The 16,130-nt window shown below is 74.0% G+C and carries 15 protein-coding genes; 5 read left to right on the plus strand and 10 right to left on the minus strand.

The genetic code is table 11. The annotated features are described in order from the left end of the window. Nucleotides 1-18: 18 nt before the first annotated feature. Nucleotides 19-696, minus strand: a complete 678-nt coding sequence (locus ACFOSY_RS01040) for a GDSL-type esterase/lipase family protein (RefSeq protein WP_394304828.1) — start codon at nucleotides 694-696, stop codon at nucleotides 19-21. Nucleotides 697-785: 89 nt separating this feature from the next. On the opposite strand from ACFOSY_RS01040, the gene ACFOSY_RS01045 reads away from it, so the two are divergent. Next, nucleotides 786-1,775: a WD40 repeat domain-containing protein gene (locus ACFOSY_RS01045; RefSeq protein WP_394304829.1), complete on the plus strand. Its 990-nt coding sequence runs from the start codon at nucleotides 786-788 to the stop codon at nucleotides 1,773-1,775. Between the two features lie 29 nt (nucleotides 1,776-1,804). Here ACFOSY_RS01045 and ACFOSY_RS01050 read toward each other — a convergent pair whose 3' ends face one another. Then, entirely contained in the window at nucleotides 1,805-2,581 is a 777-nt protein-coding gene (locus ACFOSY_RS01050) for a TetR/AcrR family transcriptional regulator (protein ID WP_394304830.1), read from the minus strand. 86 nt (nucleotides 2,582-2,667) lie between these two features. Between ACFOSY_RS01050 and ACFOSY_RS01055 the strand changes: the two genes are divergently transcribed. From ACFOSY_RS01055 to ACFOSY_RS01065, 3 genes are read left to right on the plus strand one after another with little or no spacing between them, the layout of a single operon-like run. Further along, nucleotides 2,668-3,642 carry an ATP-binding cassette domain-containing protein gene (locus ACFOSY_RS01055; protein WP_394304831.1) on the plus strand — a complete coding sequence of 325 codons (975 nt, stop codon included), beginning with the start codon at nucleotides 2,668-2,670 and terminating at the stop codon, nucleotides 3,640-3,642. Beyond that, nucleotides 3,639-4,460, plus strand: a complete 822-nt coding sequence (locus tag ACFOSY_RS01060; RefSeq protein ID WP_394304832.1) for an ABC transporter permease — start codon at nucleotides 3,639-3,641, stop codon at nucleotides 4,458-4,460. The genes ACFOSY_RS01055 and ACFOSY_RS01060 overlap by 4 nt, the downstream gene beginning before the upstream one ends. Before the next feature lie 28 nt (nucleotides 4,461-4,488). Beyond that, nucleotides 4,489-5,130: a hypothetical protein gene (locus ACFOSY_RS01065; protein ID WP_394304833.1), complete on the plus strand. Its 642-nt coding sequence runs from the start codon at nucleotides 4,489-4,491 to the stop codon at nucleotides 5,128-5,130. A 63-nt stretch (nucleotides 5,131-5,193) separates the two neighbouring features. Here ACFOSY_RS01065 and serC read toward each other — a convergent pair whose 3' ends face one another. From serC to ACFOSY_RS01100, 7 genes are all read right to left on the minus strand, one after another. Next, nucleotides 5,194-6,312, minus strand: a complete 1,119-nt coding sequence (serC, locus tag ACFOSY_RS01070) for a phosphoserine transaminase (RefSeq protein ID WP_394304834.1) — start codon at nucleotides 6,310-6,312, stop codon at nucleotides 5,194-5,196. A gap of 171 nt (nucleotides 6,313-6,483) precedes the next feature. Next, nucleotides 6,484-7,734: a cytochrome P450 family protein gene (locus ACFOSY_RS01075; protein WP_394304835.1), complete on the minus strand. Its 1,251-nt coding sequence runs from the start codon at nucleotides 7,732-7,734 to the stop codon at nucleotides 6,484-6,486. After that, nucleotides 7,731-8,966 (minus strand): cytochrome P450, encoded by a 1,236-nt coding sequence (locus ACFOSY_RS01080; RefSeq protein WP_394304836.1) that lies wholly within the window; start codon nucleotides 8,964-8,966, stop codon nucleotides 7,731-7,733. The genes ACFOSY_RS01075 and ACFOSY_RS01080 overlap by 4 nt, the downstream gene beginning before the upstream one ends. Next, a complete protein-coding gene (locus ACFOSY_RS01085; RefSeq protein WP_394304837.1) occupies nucleotides 8,963-9,598 on the minus strand; it encodes a GTP-binding protein in 636 nt (211 codons plus the stop codon). Before ACFOSY_RS01085 ends, ACFOSY_RS01080 begins: the two co-directional genes overlap by 4 nt. Next, on the minus strand, nucleotides 9,579-9,926 hold the full coding sequence (locus tag ACFOSY_RS01090; RefSeq protein ID WP_394304838.1) for a DUF742 domain-containing protein: 348 nt from the start codon (nucleotides 9,924-9,926) through the stop codon (nucleotides 9,579-9,581). Before ACFOSY_RS01090 ends, ACFOSY_RS01085 begins: the two co-directional genes overlap by 20 nt. Beyond that, a complete protein-coding gene (locus ACFOSY_RS01095) occupies nucleotides 9,923-10,330 on the minus strand; it encodes a roadblock/LC7 domain-containing protein (protein ID WP_369156481.1) in 408 nt (135 codons plus the stop codon). Before ACFOSY_RS01095 ends, ACFOSY_RS01090 begins: the two co-directional genes overlap by 4 nt. Then, complete coding sequence (locus ACFOSY_RS01100) at nucleotides 10,327-12,423, minus strand: ATP-binding protein (RefSeq protein WP_394304839.1); 2,097 nt, start codon at nucleotides 12,421-12,423, stop codon at nucleotides 10,327-10,329. Before ACFOSY_RS01100 ends, ACFOSY_RS01095 begins: the two co-directional genes overlap by 4 nt. A gap of 288 nt (nucleotides 12,424-12,711) precedes the next feature. On the opposite strand from ACFOSY_RS01100, the gene ACFOSY_RS01105 reads away from it, so the two are divergent. Continuing rightward, entirely contained in the window at nucleotides 12,712-15,591 is a 2,880-nt protein-coding gene (locus ACFOSY_RS01105) for an FAD-binding and (Fe-S)-binding domain-containing protein (protein WP_394304840.1), read from the plus strand. Between the two features lie 79 nt (nucleotides 15,592-15,670). On the opposite strand, the gene ACFOSY_RS01110 is transcribed toward ACFOSY_RS01105, so the two are convergent. Further along, nucleotides 15,671-16,096: a VOC family protein gene (locus ACFOSY_RS01110; protein WP_394304841.1), complete on the minus strand. Its 426-nt coding sequence runs from the start codon at nucleotides 16,094-16,096 to the stop codon at nucleotides 15,671-15,673. Nucleotides 16,097-16,130: the final 34 nt, after the last annotated feature.

Here is a 16,130-nt window from a genome sequence, read left to right on the forward strand (position 1 = left end):
TGCGCAGGCCCCGGGCGGTCACGCCTGCTCGTACGGGCCGCCCAGGTCCCACTCGCGCCACAGGGCCTCCGCGAACGCCCCCGCGATCCTGTGCTCGCCGCTCTCGTTGGGGTGCGTGCCGTCGTAGGTGTCCGTGTGGAAGTCGTACGACGGTGGGGGCGGGACCAGGAGGAGGGGGGAGGCCGGGGTGTCCAGGTCGGCGACCGTCTTCGCCAGGAGTTCGTTGAAGTGGGCGACCTGGTCGGCGAAGGCCGGGTCGGCCTCCACGCGGATGTTGCGGATCACCGGCATGACGGCCGTGCGGATGCGCGGCCTCGCGGCCCTCGCCTCCGCGACGAACGCGCGCACGTTGTCCGCGGTCTGCTCGGCGTTGGTGTAGAAGCCGAGGTCGATCAGGCCCAGCGAGACCAGCAGCACGTCCGCGCGGCAGGACCGCACCGCGTCGCCGATCAGCGGCGCCATGTGGCACCAGCCCTCGCCCCAGCCGGCCAGATGCGCGCGGGGGAAGTCCGGGTCGGCGTACGCGTACGAGGTGGGCTCGTCGGTGGACGGGTCGTGGAGCGTCTCGCGCGGGCCGACCAGCGTGAAGGGGCCGCCGTACGCGCCGCACAGGTGCTGCCACAGGCGGTAGCGCCAGGTGTGTTCACCCGCGCTCCCGATCGTCATCGAGTCACCTACGGGCATGAACCTGAGCACCCGGTCATCATCGTGGATCAGCGCGTTCACCGCGATGTGAGCCCCGACACCCGCACCCGGGGGGTCCGCGCTGATGGCAGTCTTGGGTCATGCGCCGACCCTTCGCCCTGCTCGCCGCGACCCTGCTGACGGCCGCGCTCGCCGTGCCCGCCTCCGCCGCCGACAACGACGACGGGGACGAGGGGTTCACCATCAACGACCCGCGCATCACCGAGTCCAGCGGTCTGGCCGCCTCCCGGCAGCACCCCGGCGTCTACTGGACCCACAACGACAGCGACGACGGCCCCTACCTCTACGCCGTCGACGGCGCCACCGGCGACACGGTCGCCCGACTCACCCTCACCGGCGTCGGCACGCCCCGGGACGTCGAGGCGATCTCCGTCGGCCCGGGCAACCGCCTCTTCGTCGCCGACGTGGGCGACAACCTCGGCGGCTCCTGGCCGTACGTGTGGATCTACGAACTCCCCGAGCCGCAGCGGCTCGAGGACGCGACCGTGCGGGCCACCCAGTACGTGGTGAAGTACGCCGACGGCCCGCGCGACGCCGAGGCGATGGTCGTCCACCCGAGGACCGGGCGGGTGTACCTCATCGACAAGCACGAGGACGGCGGGCACCTCTACGAGGGACCGGAGAAGCTCTCGGCGGAAGGCGACAACGTCTTTAAGCCGATCGCGCCCGTCGAGCTGTGGACCACCGATGCCGCGCTCTCCCCGGACGGTCAGGACCTCGCGGTGCGCGGTTACTTCGGCGGCATCCACTACGCGTGGAACGGCGGCAAGTTGAAGCGAGAGGGCCGGCTGAGCGTGCCGCTCCAGGGGCAGGGGGAGTCGGTGACCTACTCGGCCGACGGCTCCCGGCTGCTGTTCGGCAGCGAGGGAGAGCAGAGCGGGGTGGTGAGCCGCCCGGCGCCCGGCGCGGACGAGGACGCGTCCAGCGGCGGCCCCGGCTCCCGCGCGGACGGTGGCAAGGGCGCCTCCGGCGACGGGGACGGCGACTCCGTGAAGGTGGGGGGAGCCGTGGTGGTCGCCGTGGTGCTCGCGGCCCTGTTCGGGCTGGGCAGGCGCCGGCGCAAGGGGTGAGGGGGGAAGGGGCCTGCCGACGGCCCCTGTCAGCGCCCCTGTTCGGCCGCGCGCCGGGCGACGTGGAGCTCCAGGCCGTCCAGGATGCGCTGGAGCCCGAACTCGAAGTGGTCGAACCCGGAGTCGAAGGTGTCCGCGGACAGCCCGGCCATGACGGGATACCGCCCGCTGCTCATCGCCTTCTCCAGGGCGGGCCGCTGCGCCTCCCAGAACTCCGCGTCCGTCAGCCCCGAGCTGTGCTCGGCCTGCACCTGGTACAGCTGCGTCCGGGCGGCCCCGACCACGTACCCGTCGACCATGACGATCACCGACAGCAGTTCGGGGTCGGACAGGCCCATCGGCTTGATCCGGGAGAACACCTTCTCCATGCCGTCCAGGGCGCTCGGGCCGAGGATCGGGCGTGACTGGTTGACCTCCAGCAGCCAGGGGTGGCGCCGGTAGAGGGCGAGGGTGGCCCGGGCCAGCGCCTCCAGGGCGGAGCGCCAGGTGCCGTCGCCGAGGGTCGCGGGGTTCTCCGACGGGCGCTGCACCCGGTCCAGCATCAGGTCGAGCAGTTCGGCCTTGCCGGGGACGTACCGGTACAGGGACATCGTGCCGGTGCCCAGCTCCGTGGCGATGCGGCGCATGGACAGCGCGCCGAGGCCGTCCCGGTCGGCGACCTCGATCGCCGCCTCCACGATCCGCTCCAGGGTCAGCCCCGGCTTCGGGCCCCGGCTGGGCCGCTGCCCGGTGCCCCAGAGCAGGTCGAGGGTGCGCGCGATGTCGCCGCTGCCGCTGGTCTCCGTACCGCTTGCGCCGCTGCTCATGCAGGCAGTCTAGGACCGCGCCCGAAAACTGAGTACGTTGTACGCGTAATCGGGTACGGTGTACTCGGTTTCTGGAAGGGGGACCCATGAAGGACGACGGGTACGCGGTGCTGGCCGAGGGGCTGGAGAAGCGGTACGGCGAGAAGCGCGCCCTGGACGGCTTCGACCTCACCGTGCGGGCGGGCACGGTGCACGGACTGCTGGGACCGAACGGCGCGGGCAAGACCACCGCCGTGCGGATCCTGTCCACGCTGGTCCGGCTCGACGGCGGCCGGGCGACGGTGGCCGGGCTCGACGTGGCGCGTGAGCCCCGCGAGGTACGGGCGCGGATCGGGCTCACCGGGCAGTACGCGGCGGTGGACGAGGTGCTCACCGGGCGGCAGAACCTGGAGATGTTCGGCAGGCTGTTCCACCTCGGCGGGCGGCGCGCCAGTGCGCGGGCGGCCGAGCTGCTGGACCAGTTCGACCTGACCGACGCCGCCGACAAGGGCGTCGGCGACTACAGCGGCGGCATGCGGCGCCGGCTGGACCTGGCGGCGTCGATGATCCTCACGCCGGCCGTGCTGTTCCTGGACGAGCCGACGACGGGGCTCGACCCGCGCAGCCGGGGCGAGGTCTGGGACTCCGTACGGGCGCTGGTGGCGGGCGGCACGACCGTGCTGCTGACCACGCAGTACCTGGAGGAGGCCGACCGGCTGGCCTCCCGCATCACCGTCATCGACCGGGGCCGGTCCATCGCCGACGACACCCCGGACGGGCTGAAGAACCGCGTCGGCGGCGACCGCGTCGAGGTCGTGGTGGCCGAACGCGCCGACATCCCCCGCGTGGTGAAGGTGGTCGCCCGGGTCGCCGACGGCGAACCGGAGGCGGACGAGACCGAGTTGCGGGTGCACGCCCCCGTGACCGACCGGGTGACCGCGCTGACGGACGTCGCCCGCACCCTCCAGGACGAGGGCGTCCGGGTCGAGGACATCGGGCTGCGCAGGCCCAGCCTCGACGACGTGTTCCTGCGCCTGACCGGCCACCGCACGGAGACGACGGAGAAGGAGACGGCGGCATGAGCGCGCTCGAGGTGACCGGACCGGCCGCGCGCGGCCGGGTGTACTGGGCGCTCGCGGACTGCTGGAACGTCGTCCGCCGGGGCCTGACCCACTACCGGCGCCAGCCCGTCAACATCGCCTGGCAGCTGGGCTTCCCGATCCTGTCCGTCCTCCTGTACGGCTATGTCTTCGGCAGCGCGATGCGGGTGCCCGGCGGCGGGGACTACAAGGACTTCCTGATGCCGGGCATGTTCGTGATGACCATGGCGTTCGGCTTCATCAACACCGCGACGGTGGTGGTGTACGACTCCACCAAGGGCGTCATCGACCGCTTCCGCTCGATGCCGATGGCCTCCTCGGCGGTGGTGGCCGGGCGCGGGGTGACAGATCTGATCGTCGCCTGCGCCGAGCTGGCCATCCTGATGCTGACGGCGCTGGTGATGGGCTGGCGGCCGGCCGGCGGCTGGGAGTTCCTCGCCGCGTTCGGGCTGCTGCTGTGGCTGCGGTTCGCGCTGATCTGGCTCGGCGTCTGGCTGGGACTCCTCGTCCCCAACCCGGAGGCGGCGGGCGGCCTGTTCGCGGTGGCCTTCCCGCTGACGATGATCTCCAGCATCTTCGTCGCCCCGCAGCTCATGCCCGACTGGCTGGGGCGGGTCGCCGCCTGGAACCCGATCTCCTCCACGGCCGCGGCGACCCGCGAGCTCTTCGGCACCCCGGTCGGCGGCGGCGACTCCTGGGTGGAGCGGCACGCGCTGCTGATGGCGGGGGTGTGGCCGGTGATCCTGACGGCGGTCTTCCTGCCGCTGGCGGTACGCAGGTTCCAGCGGCTGAGCAGGTGAGGCGGCGGCGCCGCTAGCATGCGGCGGCATGGAACCGTACAGGCGTCCGATCGAGGAACTGCCGGGTGATCCTCGGCGGTTGTCGCTGGAGTACTCCCTCCGCGAGCCCCTGAGCGGTCGGGACGACTCGGCCGCTCCCGACGAGTGGACCGTGTCCGTCCGGGTGGAGCGGATCAGGAACCGTACCGTCGGCGGGGTCGTCGGCTCGCTGACCCTGTACCGGCTGCGGCAGGACGAGCGGTTCGGCCCGCACCCCTGGGCGGGGGCGGAGCAGTACGACCCGGAGCTCTTCCACACCGTCCTCGGCTGCTACGACCTCGGCAAGGGCGGTTACCGGCAGGAGTTCCGGGACACCGTGACGTCCCCCGACGGCGACCTGCTGGCCCTGACGCACGTCCGGCTGGACCCGGAGTGGCGCGGGTTCGGACTCGGTCCCGTGCTCGCCTCCCAGGCCCTGTGGACGCTGGCCGGCGGGTGCGGTGCCGTGGCCGTCGACCTCAGGGAGGCAGGGCTCACGGCCCTGTGCGAGGCCCTGGGCTTCCGGCGGCGTCCCCGGCCGTTGGGCCACCTCCTCGACCCCGCCTCCGAGGCGGCGCGGGACGCGCGGGAGGAACAGCGCCGGCGGTACGACGCGCTGGTGGACGCCTGGCGTGCCGCGCACGGCGGGTGAGGCGGACGGCGAAGGGCGCCCGGCGGAGAACCGCCGGGCGCCCTTCGCGTGTCGAGGATGTGACTACAGCTGCTCGATGACGTAGTCGACGCACTTCGTCAGGGCCTCGACGTCCGCCGGGTCGATCGCCGGGAACATCGCGACGCGGAGCTGGTTGCGGCCCAGCTTGCGGTACGGCTCGGTGTCGACGACGCCGTTGGCACGCAGCACCTTGGCGACGGCGGCGGCGTCCACCTCGTCGGTGAAGTCGATCGTGCCGATGACGGCCGAGCGCTTCGCCGGGTCGGTGACGAACGGGTTGGCGTACTTGATGTCCTCCGCCCAGCCGTACAGGGTGCGCGCGGAGGTCGCGGTGCGGCGGACCGCCCAGTCCAGGCCGCCCTGGCCGTTGAGCCACTCCAGCTGCTGGTTCAGCAGGAACAGGGTGGACAGCGCCGGGGTGTTGTACGTCTGGTTCTTGCGGGAGTTGTCGATCGCCGTCGGCAGCGAGAAGAACTCCGGGACGTGCCGTCCGCTCGCGTGGATCCGCTCGGCGCGCTCGATCGCGGCCGGGGAGAACACGCCGATCCACAGGCCGCCGTCGGAGGCGAAGGACTTCTGCGGGGCGAAGTAGTAGACGTCCGTCTCGGCGACGTCGACCGGCAGGCCGCCCGCGCCGGAGGTGGCGTCCACCAGGACCAGCGCGCCCTCGTCGGCGCCGGCCACGCGCTGGATCGGCATGGCGACGCCGGTGGAGGTTTCGTTGTGGGTCAGGGCGTACACGTCGACGCCCGCCTCGGCGACCGCCTCCGGGTGCGTGCCCGGGTCGGCGGAGATGACGTCGGGGTCGGCAAGCCAGGGCGCGAGCTTGGCGGCCTTGGCGAACTTGGAGCTGAACTCGCCGAAGCTGAGGTGCTGCGACCTGTTCTCGATCAGGCCGTGGGTCGCGATGTCCCAGAACGCGGTCGATCCGCCGTTGCCGAGGATCACCTCGTAGCCGTCGGGGAGCTGGAACAGCTCACGGATGCCCTCCCGCACCTGGCCGACCAGGTTCTTCACCGGCGCCTGGCGGTGGGAGGTGCCCAGCAGGGACGTGCCGGTCGCGGCCAGCGCGTCCAGCGCTTCCGTCCGCACCTTGGAGGGACCCGCACCGAAACGACCGTCGGCGGGCTTGATGTCAGCAGGAATCCGGATCTCAGCCACGACGGGAGCCTAGCGGCTGGGGGAAACGCGGGCGCAACATCGTCCGTCCGCTGAGACGCGCCGCTGAGACACATCACCGGGACGGGCGGCGCGGGACGGGCGGCGGAGGACGGGCGGCGGAGGACGGGCGGCGGACGGACCGGGGGGAGGTCCGCCCGCCACCCGCGTCGTTCACCCGCCGAGCGTCACGGGCAGCTCGTACAGGTCGTTCTGGGTGACCACCGGCTTGTTGCGCAGCTCGGCCGCCGGGACCGCCAGGTCCAGCCCCGGGAAGCGCGCGTACAGGGCCGGGAGGGCCACGCCCGCCTCCAGGCGGGACAGCGCGGCGCCGGGGCAGACGTGCGGGCCGTGCCCGAAGGAGATGTGCCGGTGGGGACTCTCCCGGGTGATGTCGAAGTCGCCGGCCGTCGGCCCGTGCTCCCGCTCGTCCCGCCCGATCGCCGCGTACGACACGATCAGCGCGTCCCCGGCGGGCAGCACCGTGTCCCCGACGGGCACGTCCTCGGTGGCGAACCGGATCAGCACGTGCGAGGTCGGCGTGGACCAGCGCAGCGTCTCCTCGACCACCGCGGACCAGTCCGCCTTCCCGGACAGCACCAGCGCCCGCTGGTCCGGGTGGGTGGAGAGGTTGACCACCGCGTTGACGATCAGGGAGATCGTGGTCTCGTGCCCGGCGGCCACCATCAGCTGGAGTGTGGCGACGATCTCCTCGTCGGTGAGCCGGTCGCCGTCCTCCGACGCCTGGATCAGCGCCGACGTCAGGTCGTCGCCCGGGTTCTCCCGCTTGGCCGCCACCGTCTCGGCCATGATCCCGGCCAGCTCGGTGAGCGTCGCGACGACCTCCTCCGGCGGGGTCTGCGTGGAGAAGAACTTCTCGAACAGCTCCTTCAGCCGCGGCAACCGCTCCTGAGCCAGCCCCATCAGGTCGGCGATCACGTACATCGGCAGCGGGTAGGCGAACACCGCCTTCAGGTCGACGGTGTCACCGGGCTCGGCGGCCACCTGGTCCAGCAGGGACCCGGTCAGCTCCGTGATCCGCTCCCTCATCCGCTCCACCCGTCTCGGGGTGAGCGCCTGGGCGACCAGGGTGCGCAGCCGCCGGTGGTCGTCGCCGTCCACGGTGAGCATGGAGCGGGGCGGGTTGGCCAGCCCGATCAGCGGCCAGTCGGGGGCGATCTCCCCGCGCTGCCAGGCGGTCCAGACGTTGATGTCCTTCACCAGCCGCGGGTCGGTCAGCAGCCTCTTCGCCTCGGCGTGGTGCGTGACCGCCCATACGTTCACGCCGCCCGGCAGGGTCACGGCGGCCAGCGGTCCGGCGGCCCGCAGCGCGGCGCTCTCGGCGTCCAGGTCGGAGACGAACGGGTCGAGGGGGATGCGGGTGGCTTCGGTGTCGGTCGCGGTGAGGTCCGTACGAGCGGTCATACGAGCGAGCCTCCAAGGGCCGGGGTGGGTGTGAAGGTGACCGGAAGCTCGGACAGGCCGCGCAGCCAGGGCGACGGGCGGCGGGTCAGGGAGGCGGCCGGCACGGCCAGGTCGATGTCCGGCAGCCGGTCCAGGACCACCTCGATGCCGGTCCGGGCGATCACCTCGGCGATCTCCTGTGCCGGGAACGGACAGCGGTGCTCGCCGTGACCGAAGGAGAAGTGCGCGCCGTTGCCGCCGGTGAACGCCGAGCCGTCGGTGCGCACCTGCGGGTCGGAGTTGGCGCCCTGGAGGCCCAGCAGCACCATGTCGCCCGCCCGGACGCGGCGCCCGCCGAGCTGCGTGTCGCGCGACGCCCACCGCGCCGCCACGTTCTGCGTCGGGGTGTCCTCCCACAGCACCTCGTTCATCGCCTCGGCGACGCTGTTGCGGCCGCCGAACAGCGAGGCCGCGAACCGGTCGTCGGTGAGCATCAGGTGCAGCGAGTTGCCGATCCAGTCGGCGGTCGGCTGGTGCCCGGCCGCCAGCATCACCATCAGGTCCTGGACGATCTCCTCGTCGGTGAAGCCCGAGGGGTCGGCGAGCATCCGGGAGGCGACGTCCTCGCCCGGCTCCTTGCGCCGCCGGGCCACCAGCTCCGTCATCGACGTGAACAGATGCGTCTGCCCGGCGAGCGCCCGCTCCCGCCCGTCGATCATGTCGTTGAGCGCGGTCACCAGCGCGGGACCCTCGTCGTCCGGGAACCCGTACAGCCGGGCCAGCACGCGCACCGGCAGCAGCATCGCGAACTCGGCGACCACGTCGGCGGACCCGCGCGGGCAGATCGCGTCGATCAGCTCGTCCGCGAACCGCTCGGCGTGGCCGCGCAGTTCGGTCGGGCCGACCGCCTCCAGCGCGTTCCCCAGCATCGCGGCCCGCTCCCGGTGCCGCTCGCCGACGGTGTAGAGGATGGACGGCTGGCGGCGGCCGATCATCGGCAGCAGCGGCCAGTCGTCGGGGATGTTCTCCCACTGGTTCCACAGCTCGGAGTCGCGGCTGAACAGCACCGGGTCGCCGGTGACCTGGTGCAGCTCGCGGTAGCCGAGGACCAGCCAGGCCGGGGCGTCCCCGTCCAGCACGACCGGCACCACACTGCCGTGCTCGCGGCGCAGCTCGCGGTAGACGCGGGACGGGTCGTCCTGAAGCAGCGGGCCGCTGAAGCGGACGGCGCCGGGGACGGAGGCGGGACTCACACCAGCTCCTGACGGGGGGCTCGGGCCTGATCGGCGTACAGCTCCTTGACGTGCTCCACCAGCGTGATCAGCACGGTCCTGCCGGACTCGCGGGAGCGCGCGTCGCAGCTGACCAGCGGCACGTGCGGGTCCAGGTCGAGCGCCTCGCGGACCGCCTGAGGGGTGAAGGCGGGCCCGCCGAAGTCGTTGCAGGCCACGATGAACGGCGTGCCGTGCCGCTCCAGCCGGTCGATGGCGTACCAGGAGTCGTCGATGCGCCGGGTGTCGACCAGTACGACCGCGCCGAGCGTGCCGGAGAACAGCCGGTCCCACAGGAACCAGAACCGCTCCTGGCCCGGCGCGCCGAACAGGTACAGCACGTTGCGCGCGTCCAGCGTGATGCGGCCGAAGTCGAAGGCGACGGTGGTCGCGGTCTTGCCGCGCACCCCGCTGACGTCGTCGACGCCCTCGCCGGCCTGTGTCATCGTCTCCTCGGTGGTCAGGGGACGGATCTCGCTGACGGAGCGGACCAGCGTCGTCTTGCCGGCGCCGAAGCCGCCCACGACCACGATCTTCAGGCCGTTGTCGGCCGACGCGCCCAGCGGCGCGCGCGTCCCGGACGCCGTGGGCGTCTCAGAGGTTGCGGAGTCCAACGAGCACCTGCTCCAGGATGTCGGGGTCGGGTACGGCGGCCCTGCGGGGGTGACGGGCGCTGACCCGGCCCGCCGCGAGGAGGTCGGACAGCAGGATCCGGACGATGCTCACCGGCAGCCCCAGCTCCGCCGCGATCTCCACGACCGCCGTGGGCCGTTCGGTGAGGCGCAGGATCGCCGCGTGCTCGGACTGCATCCCGGGCACCGGATCGCACTCGGCGACGACCAGGGTCACCAGGTCGAACGGGTTGCCGGGCCCGGACCGGCTGCGTCCCCCGGTGAGGGTGTACAGCCGGTCGGGTGCGTCGTCCCTGCCGGGCCGGCTCATGAGCTGCGCGGCAGGGCCGTCAGGTGCTCGCCGAGCTGCTCCACCAGCTCGCTCATGTTGTGCCCGACGAGCCCGGCGTCCGCGTCCTCGGCGGTGATCACGGCCAGGTGCGCGCCCTGGCCGGCCTCCACGATGAACAGCACGCCGCCGTAGAACTCGGTCATCGCCGAGCGCACCCCGCCGGTGCCGTCGCCGAACTCGACGGACGCGCCGTGCGACAGCGACTGGATGCCGGCCGCGATGGCGGCGAGCTGGTCGGCCTGGTCGTCGGAGAGCCCGGCCGTGCGGCACAGTTTCAGGCCGTCACGGGAGAGCACGAGCGCGTGCCGCGCGCCCGGCGTGCGCTCCAGCAGGCCCTCGATGAGCCAGGTGAGCTTCTCGTCCGCGGTGGTCGTGCCGGTCATGAGGTGGTGTCGCCTTCCGAAGTCACGGGGGTGGGCCGGAGGGTGGTGCTGGGGTCGGGGGTGGTCGCGCGGGGAGGGGTGGCGCGGGGCGGGGTGGCGCCCGCGTCCGGGTCGGCCGTGTCGTCCGGGGTGGGGGTGCGGACGGCCTGGCGGAAGCTGGTGAAACGGGCGGTGCGGGCCCGGGTCTCCTCGGCGGTGGGGGCCGTGGGGGGCGTGGGGGGCGTGGGGGTGGGCCGGGTCTCGGGGGCACGGGCGGCGACGCCGGAGCGTCGCTCCGCCTCGGCGAGGGTGCGGCCGCGGCGCCTGCGGGGGAGGACGAGGGGCGGGGCGTCGGCGTCGGCTTCGGCGGACGCGTGGGCCGGTACGGGGTCGGCGTCGACGTCGCCTCCGGAGCGGGCGGCGGCGTAGGAGGGGGCGGGGAGGACGGGTGCGGGCACGGGGATGGCTGGGCGCACCGTCTCCGGCGAGTCGGTGTCGTCGGTGGCGCCGTGGAGGGGCTCGGGCTCGGTCATGGGGCGGCGCGGAGGGAGGTCCTGCGCGTCGTCCTGCGTGGCGGACGGTTCCGCGTCCTGCGTCGCGGCAGGCTGGTCGTCTGTCGAGTCGGCCGACCGGTCGTCGCCCGTGCCGGACGAGCCCCCGTCCCTCACCCCGGCCGCCTCGGCCTCCTCCCTCACGGCAGCCGTGAGAACCTGCGGCACCGGCTTCACGGGCGCCGCGTCCCCCGCCACGAGGATGTCCCGCGGCAGCAGCACCAGCACGCCCGTGCCGCCGCGCGCGGAGGGCCGGTACGACACCCGCAGCCCGTACCGCCGGGCCAGCCGGCCGACGACCGCGAGTCCCAGCCGGGTGCCGGTGAGGCCGCCCAGCTCGGCGGACGCGCCGGAGACGGCCCGCTCCGCGCGCCGCTGCTGCGCCTCGCCCATCACCAGGCCGCTGTCCTCGACGGACACGATGACGCCCGCCGGGACCTCCTCCACGTAGACGTGGACCTCGGCGGTCGGGGGCGAGAAGTTGGCCGCGTTGTCGAGGAGTTCGGCGAGCGCGTGCATCACGCCCTCGGCGGCGTGCCCGGCGACGGAGGTGTCGCTCGCGGAGTGGACGCGGACCCGCTGGTAGCCGGCGATGCGGCCCATCGCGCCGCGCAGGATCGACTCCATGGGGATGGGGCGGGCCCAGCGGCGGCCGGAGCGGGCGCCGGTGAGGACGGCGACGGAGTCGGCGACGCGGCCCGCCTGGGCGGTGCGGTGGTCGAGGTGGAGGAGATCGGCGAGGACCTCCTCGTCGTGGTGCCTCTCCTCCATCGCGCGCAGGTCGGCGAGCATGCCGGTGGCCAGGGCCTGCATCCGGCCGGCCGCGTTGGCGGTGGCGGCCAGGGCGGCCGAGCGGGCGCCCTCGGCCTCCCGCAGCCGGGTGGCCAGCCGCGCGTTCTCCCCGGAGAGGCGGGTCCGTTCGCGCGTCAGGCGGTCGCGCTCCTCGCGCAGCCGGTCCCGTTCCTCGGTGTGCTCCTCGGCCAACGTGCGCAGCTCGGCGTTGTGTTGGGCGGTGAGCCGGTCCAGCTCGGCGGTGTGCCGTTCGGCGGCCCTGGCCAGCTCCGCCGTGTGCGCGTCGTCCGTCCGGGTGCGCTCCTCGGCCCGCTCGTGCGCCAGCCGGGCCAGTTCGGCCGCGTGCTGCTCGGTGAGCCGGTCGCGCTCGTCGGCCAAAGCCTCGGCGAGACGGGCGCGTTCCTGGTCCAGCTCGGCGGTCAACCGGGCCCGCTCACGGGTGAGTTCGCCGGTCAGCAGCTCGTGCCGGCGGCGGGCCTCCTCGGTCGTCCGGGACCGCTCCTGGAGCAGCCGCCCGACGTCCTGGGTCACGGCCTCCAGCCGCTCCCGGGCGGCGCGCGCCGACAGATGGCCGTACGCGGCCACCGTCACGGCGGCGCACAGCAGCACGGACGCGACCACGCCGGTCACCAGGACCGCGTCGATCGCGGCGTCCGGGACGAGGAAGAAGGCGGCCACGACGGCGACCGCGCAGAACGCGGCGGTGAGCACGGGGGCGGACAGCAGGCTGCGGGGGGCGGGGCGGTCGCCGGGGAGCAGGGGGGAGGTCATCAGTCGGGTCCTCGGTCAGGTCCTCGGTCGGGTCCGCGGGCGTGCACCGTCGTGGCTGCGTGGCCCCCGGGCGGTTCGATGGGACACCGGACCTGATGCTGGGGTCGCTTCGCGAACGAGGTCCGACAACTGCGCGCAACTCGCGGTCACTATAGGCGAGTTCGTGATCGACTTGGGATGGTTGCGCGTCCGTTCTTGATTGAACGATCCGCGCCCCGCGTCCCGGTCCGGCCCCGCGGCGGGTGTGCCGCGGCCCGCGCCGTACCCGGGCGGAGGCATCCTGGGGGCATGACGGACCAGCGGGAACTGGCGGCGGCGCTGCGCGCGGCGGTACGCGGCGAGGTGGACCTCGGCGTCACCGCGCGGGCGCTGACCACGATGGACGCGTCCAACTACCGCCGGATCCCGCTCGGCGTGTGCGCGCCACGGGACGCCGACGACGTCGCGGCGGCGCTGGCGGTGTGCCGGGAGCACGGGGTGCCCGTGGTGCCGCGCGGCGGCGGCACGTCGATCGCGGGACAGGCGACCGGCACGGGCCTCGTGCTCGACTTCACCCGCCACATGAACCGTCTGCTGTCCCTCGACCCGGAGGCGGGCACCGCCGTCGTCCAGCCCGGCCTGGTCCTCGACCGGCTCCAGCAGGCCGCCGCCCCGCACGGCCTCCGCTTCGGACCCGACCCGTCCACGCACAGCCGCTGCACCCTCGGCGGCATGATCGGCAACAACTCCTGCGGCTCCCACTCGGTCGCCTGGGGCACCACCGCCGACAACGTGCGCACCCTGTCGGTGATCACCGCGCGCGGCGAACGGCTGCGCCCCGGACCCGGCTGGGCGGGCGCCCCGGCGGGCCTGCGCGCGCTGGTGGACGGGGAGCTGGCCCGGCTGCGTACGGGCTTCCCCGATCTGCCACGCCGCATCTCCGGGTACGCGGTGGACGCCCTGCTGCCCGAGCACCGCGCCGACGTCGCCCGCTCCCTCTGCGGCTCGGAAGGCACCCTCGCCGTGCTCACCGAGGCGGAGCTGACCCTCGTACGGGCGCCCCGCGCGCGGGCGCTGGCCGTGCTGGCGTACGCCGACGAGAGCGGGGCCGCGCAGGCGGCGGCGGGCCTGCTGCCGTACCGGCCGCTGACGGTGGAGGGCATGGCGGCCGACCTGGTGCCGTCCGGCGCGGACCTGCCGCGCGGCGGGGCGTGGCTGTTCGTCGAGGCCGGCGGGGACACCGAGGCGGAGGCGCGCGAGGCCGCCGAGGCGATCGTGCGGGCGGCGGACGTCGTGGACGCGCTGGTGGTCACCGACCCGGCGCGGCAGCGCGCGCTGTGGCGCATCCGGGAGGACGCGAGCGGCACCGCGACCCGGATGCCGGACGGCAGTGAGGCGTGGCCCGGCTGGGAGGACTGCGCGGTGCCGCCGGCCCGGCTCGGCGCGTACCTGCGGGACTTCCGGGCGCTGCTCGCCGAACACGGCCTGCGCGGCACCCCGTACGGGCACTTCGGGGACGGCTGCATCCACGTGCGCATCGACTTCGACCTGCTGTCGGACGCCGGGGTGGCCCGTTTCCGGCGCTTCTCGGAGGAGCTGGCCGACCTGGTCGTGGCGCACGGCGGCTCCCTCTCCGGCGAGCACGGCGACGGGCAGGCGCGGGCGGAGCTGCTGCCGAGGATGTACGGCGCGGAGACGGTCGCCCTGTTCGAGCGGGTGAAGGGCGTGTGGGACCCGGACGGCCTGCTCAACCCCGGCATGCTGGTCCGCCCGGCGCCGCTCGACGCGAACCTCCGCTTCTCCGTCCTGCCGCGCGAGCCGGTGGACGTGAAGTTCGGCTACCCGTCCGACGGCGGCGACTTCTCGGCCGCGGTGCGGCGCTGCGTCGGGGTCGCCAAGTGCCGTACGACGTCGGTGGCGGGGGCGTCGGTGATGTGTCCGTCCTTCCGGGCGACGGGGGACGAGGCGCACTCGACGCGCGGCCGGGCGCGGCTGCTGCACGAGATGCTCGCGGGCGAGCTGGTGACGGACGGCTGGCGGTCGACGGAGGTCCGGGACGCCCTGGACCTGTGCCTGTCCTGCAAGGGCTGCCGCTCCGACTGCCCGGTGGGCGTCGACATGGCCACGTACAAGGCGGAGTTCCTGCACCACCACTACGCGGGCCGCCGCCGCCCCGCCGCCCACTACGCGATGGGGTGGCTGCCGGTGTGGCTGAGCTGGGCCGCGCGGACCCGGACGGCGGGGGCGGCGAACGCGCTCGCCTCGGTACGGCCGCTCGCGCGCCTGGCGAAACGGCTGGGAGGGATCGCGGACGAACGGCGGATCCCGCGGCTGTCGGGGGAGCCGTTCACCCGCTGGTGGCGGCGAAGGCGGCCGTCCACCACGGGCGAAGGCCCGCTGGTGATCCTCTGGCCGGACACCTTCACCGAGCACCTCTCGCCCGCCGTCGGCCGGGCGGCGGTACGGGTGCTGGAGGCGGCGGGCCTGCGGGTGGCGCTGCCCCCGACCGTGCGCCTGCCGTCCGGCGGGCGGCGGGTGGGCGACGCCCGCTCACGCTCCCCCTTGTCCCTGCTGACGGCGCGGCGCGGGCGGGTCTGCTGCGGTCTGACCTACCTCTCCACGGGGCAGCTCGACCGCGCCCGTGCGGTGCTGGGACGCACCCTCGACCTGCTGGAACCGGTCCTCGCCACGGACGCGCCGCTGGTGGTGCCGGAACCGAGCTGCGCGGCCGCCCTGCGCACGGACGCCCCGGAACTCCTCCACGACGACCCACGCGCGGCACGGCTCGCGTCCCGCGTGGTGACGTTCGCGGAGGCCCTGGAGACGTACGCCCCCGACTGGACCCCGCCCGCCGTGAACCGCCCGGTCACCGGCCAGACCCACTGCCACCAGCACGCGGTCCTGGGCGACGGCCCCGACCGCAGGCTCCGGGAGGCGGCCGGTCTCACGGGGGAGCTGAGCGGAGGCTGCTGCGGCCTGGCGGGCAACTTCGGCTTCGAGCGGGGGCATTACGACGTCTCGCGCGCCTGCGCCGAGGAGCAGCTGCTCCCTGCGGTGCGGGAGGCGCCTCAGGGCGCGGTGGTCCAGGCGGACGGCTTCTCCTGCCGCACGCAGCTGGAGCAGCTGGGGGGTGTGCGGGGCCGTCACCTGGCGGAGATCCTGGCGGAGGCGCTGGACCGGCGGCCGTGACCGGGGGCTGTTGACGAGGGCCGGTGCACGGGGGGCGTGAACGGGGGCAGTGAGCGGGGGCAGTGAGCGGGGGGGGGCCTCAGTCGAGGCAGAACTCGTTGCCCTCGATGTCCTGCATGACGATGCACGAGTCGGTGCCGTCGTACAGCAGCCGCTGCCGGACCGCGCCGAGGGCGACCAGCCGCGTGCACTCGGCCTCCAGCGCGGCGAGCCGCTCCTCACCGGTCATCCCGGTGCCGACGCGCACGTCGAGGTGGACGCGGTTCTTGACGCTCTTGCCCTCGGGCACCCGCTGGAAGAACAGCCGCGGCCCGGCCCCGGTCGGATCAGCGCACGCACACCACGCGCCGTCCCCCTCGGGGAACCGCCCGCGGTTGAACTCCTCCCACGAGGCGAACCCCTTGGGCGGCACCACGGCGTACCCCAGCACCTCGCACCAGAACCGAGCCAGCCGCTCGGGCTCCGCACAGTCGAACGTGATTTGCACCTGCCGGATCACTGCCACGGGCGCACCCTAACGACGGGGCGCCGGGTGGGAA

The sequence above is a fragment of the Streptomyces lusitanus genome (assembly GCF_042647945.1).
Taxonomy (GTDB): domain Bacteria; phylum Actinomycetota; class Actinomycetes; order Streptomycetales; family Streptomycetaceae; genus Streptomyces; species Streptomyces pseudogriseolus.

Bases quoted from the DNA above. Each gene is read 5' to 3' on its own strand.
- ACFOSY_RS01045 (WP_394304829.1), top strand. From the start codon at position 786: ATGCGCCGACCCTTCGCCCTGCTCGCCGCGACCCTGCTGACGGCCGCG.
- ACFOSY_RS01050 (WP_394304830.1), bottom strand. From the start codon at position 2,581: ATGAGCAGCGGCGCAAGCGGTACGGAGACCAGCGGCAGCGGCGACATC.
- ACFOSY_RS01090 (WP_394304838.1), bottom strand. From the start codon at position 9,926: ATGAGCCGGCCCGGCAGGGACGACGCACCCGACCGGCTGTACACCCTC.
- ACFOSY_RS01055 (WP_394304831.1), top strand. From the start codon at position 2,668: ATGAAGGACGACGGGTACGCGGTGCTGGCCGAGGGGCTGGAGAAGCGG.
- ACFOSY_RS01100 (WP_394304839.1), bottom strand. From the start codon at position 12,423: ATGACCTCCCCCCTGCTCCCCGGCGACCGCCCCGCCCCCCGCAGCCTG.
- ACFOSY_RS01105 (WP_394304840.1), top strand. From the start codon at position 12,712: ATGACGGACCAGCGGGAACTGGCGGCGGCGCTGCGCGCGGCGGTACGC.
- ACFOSY_RS01060 (WP_394304832.1), top strand. From the start codon at position 3,639: ATGAGCGCGCTCGAGGTGACCGGACCGGCCGCGCGCGGCCGGGTGTAC.
- ACFOSY_RS01075 (WP_394304835.1), bottom strand. From the start codon at position 7,734: ATGACCGCTCGTACGGACCTCACCGCGACCGACACCGAAGCCACCCGC.
- ACFOSY_RS01095 (WP_369156481.1), bottom strand. From the start codon at position 10,330: ATGACCGGCACGACCACCGCGGACGAGAAGCTCACCTGGCTCATCGAG.
- ACFOSY_RS01065 (WP_394304833.1), top strand. From the start codon at position 4,489: ATGGAACCGTACAGGCGTCCGATCGAGGAACTGCCGGGTGATCCTCGG.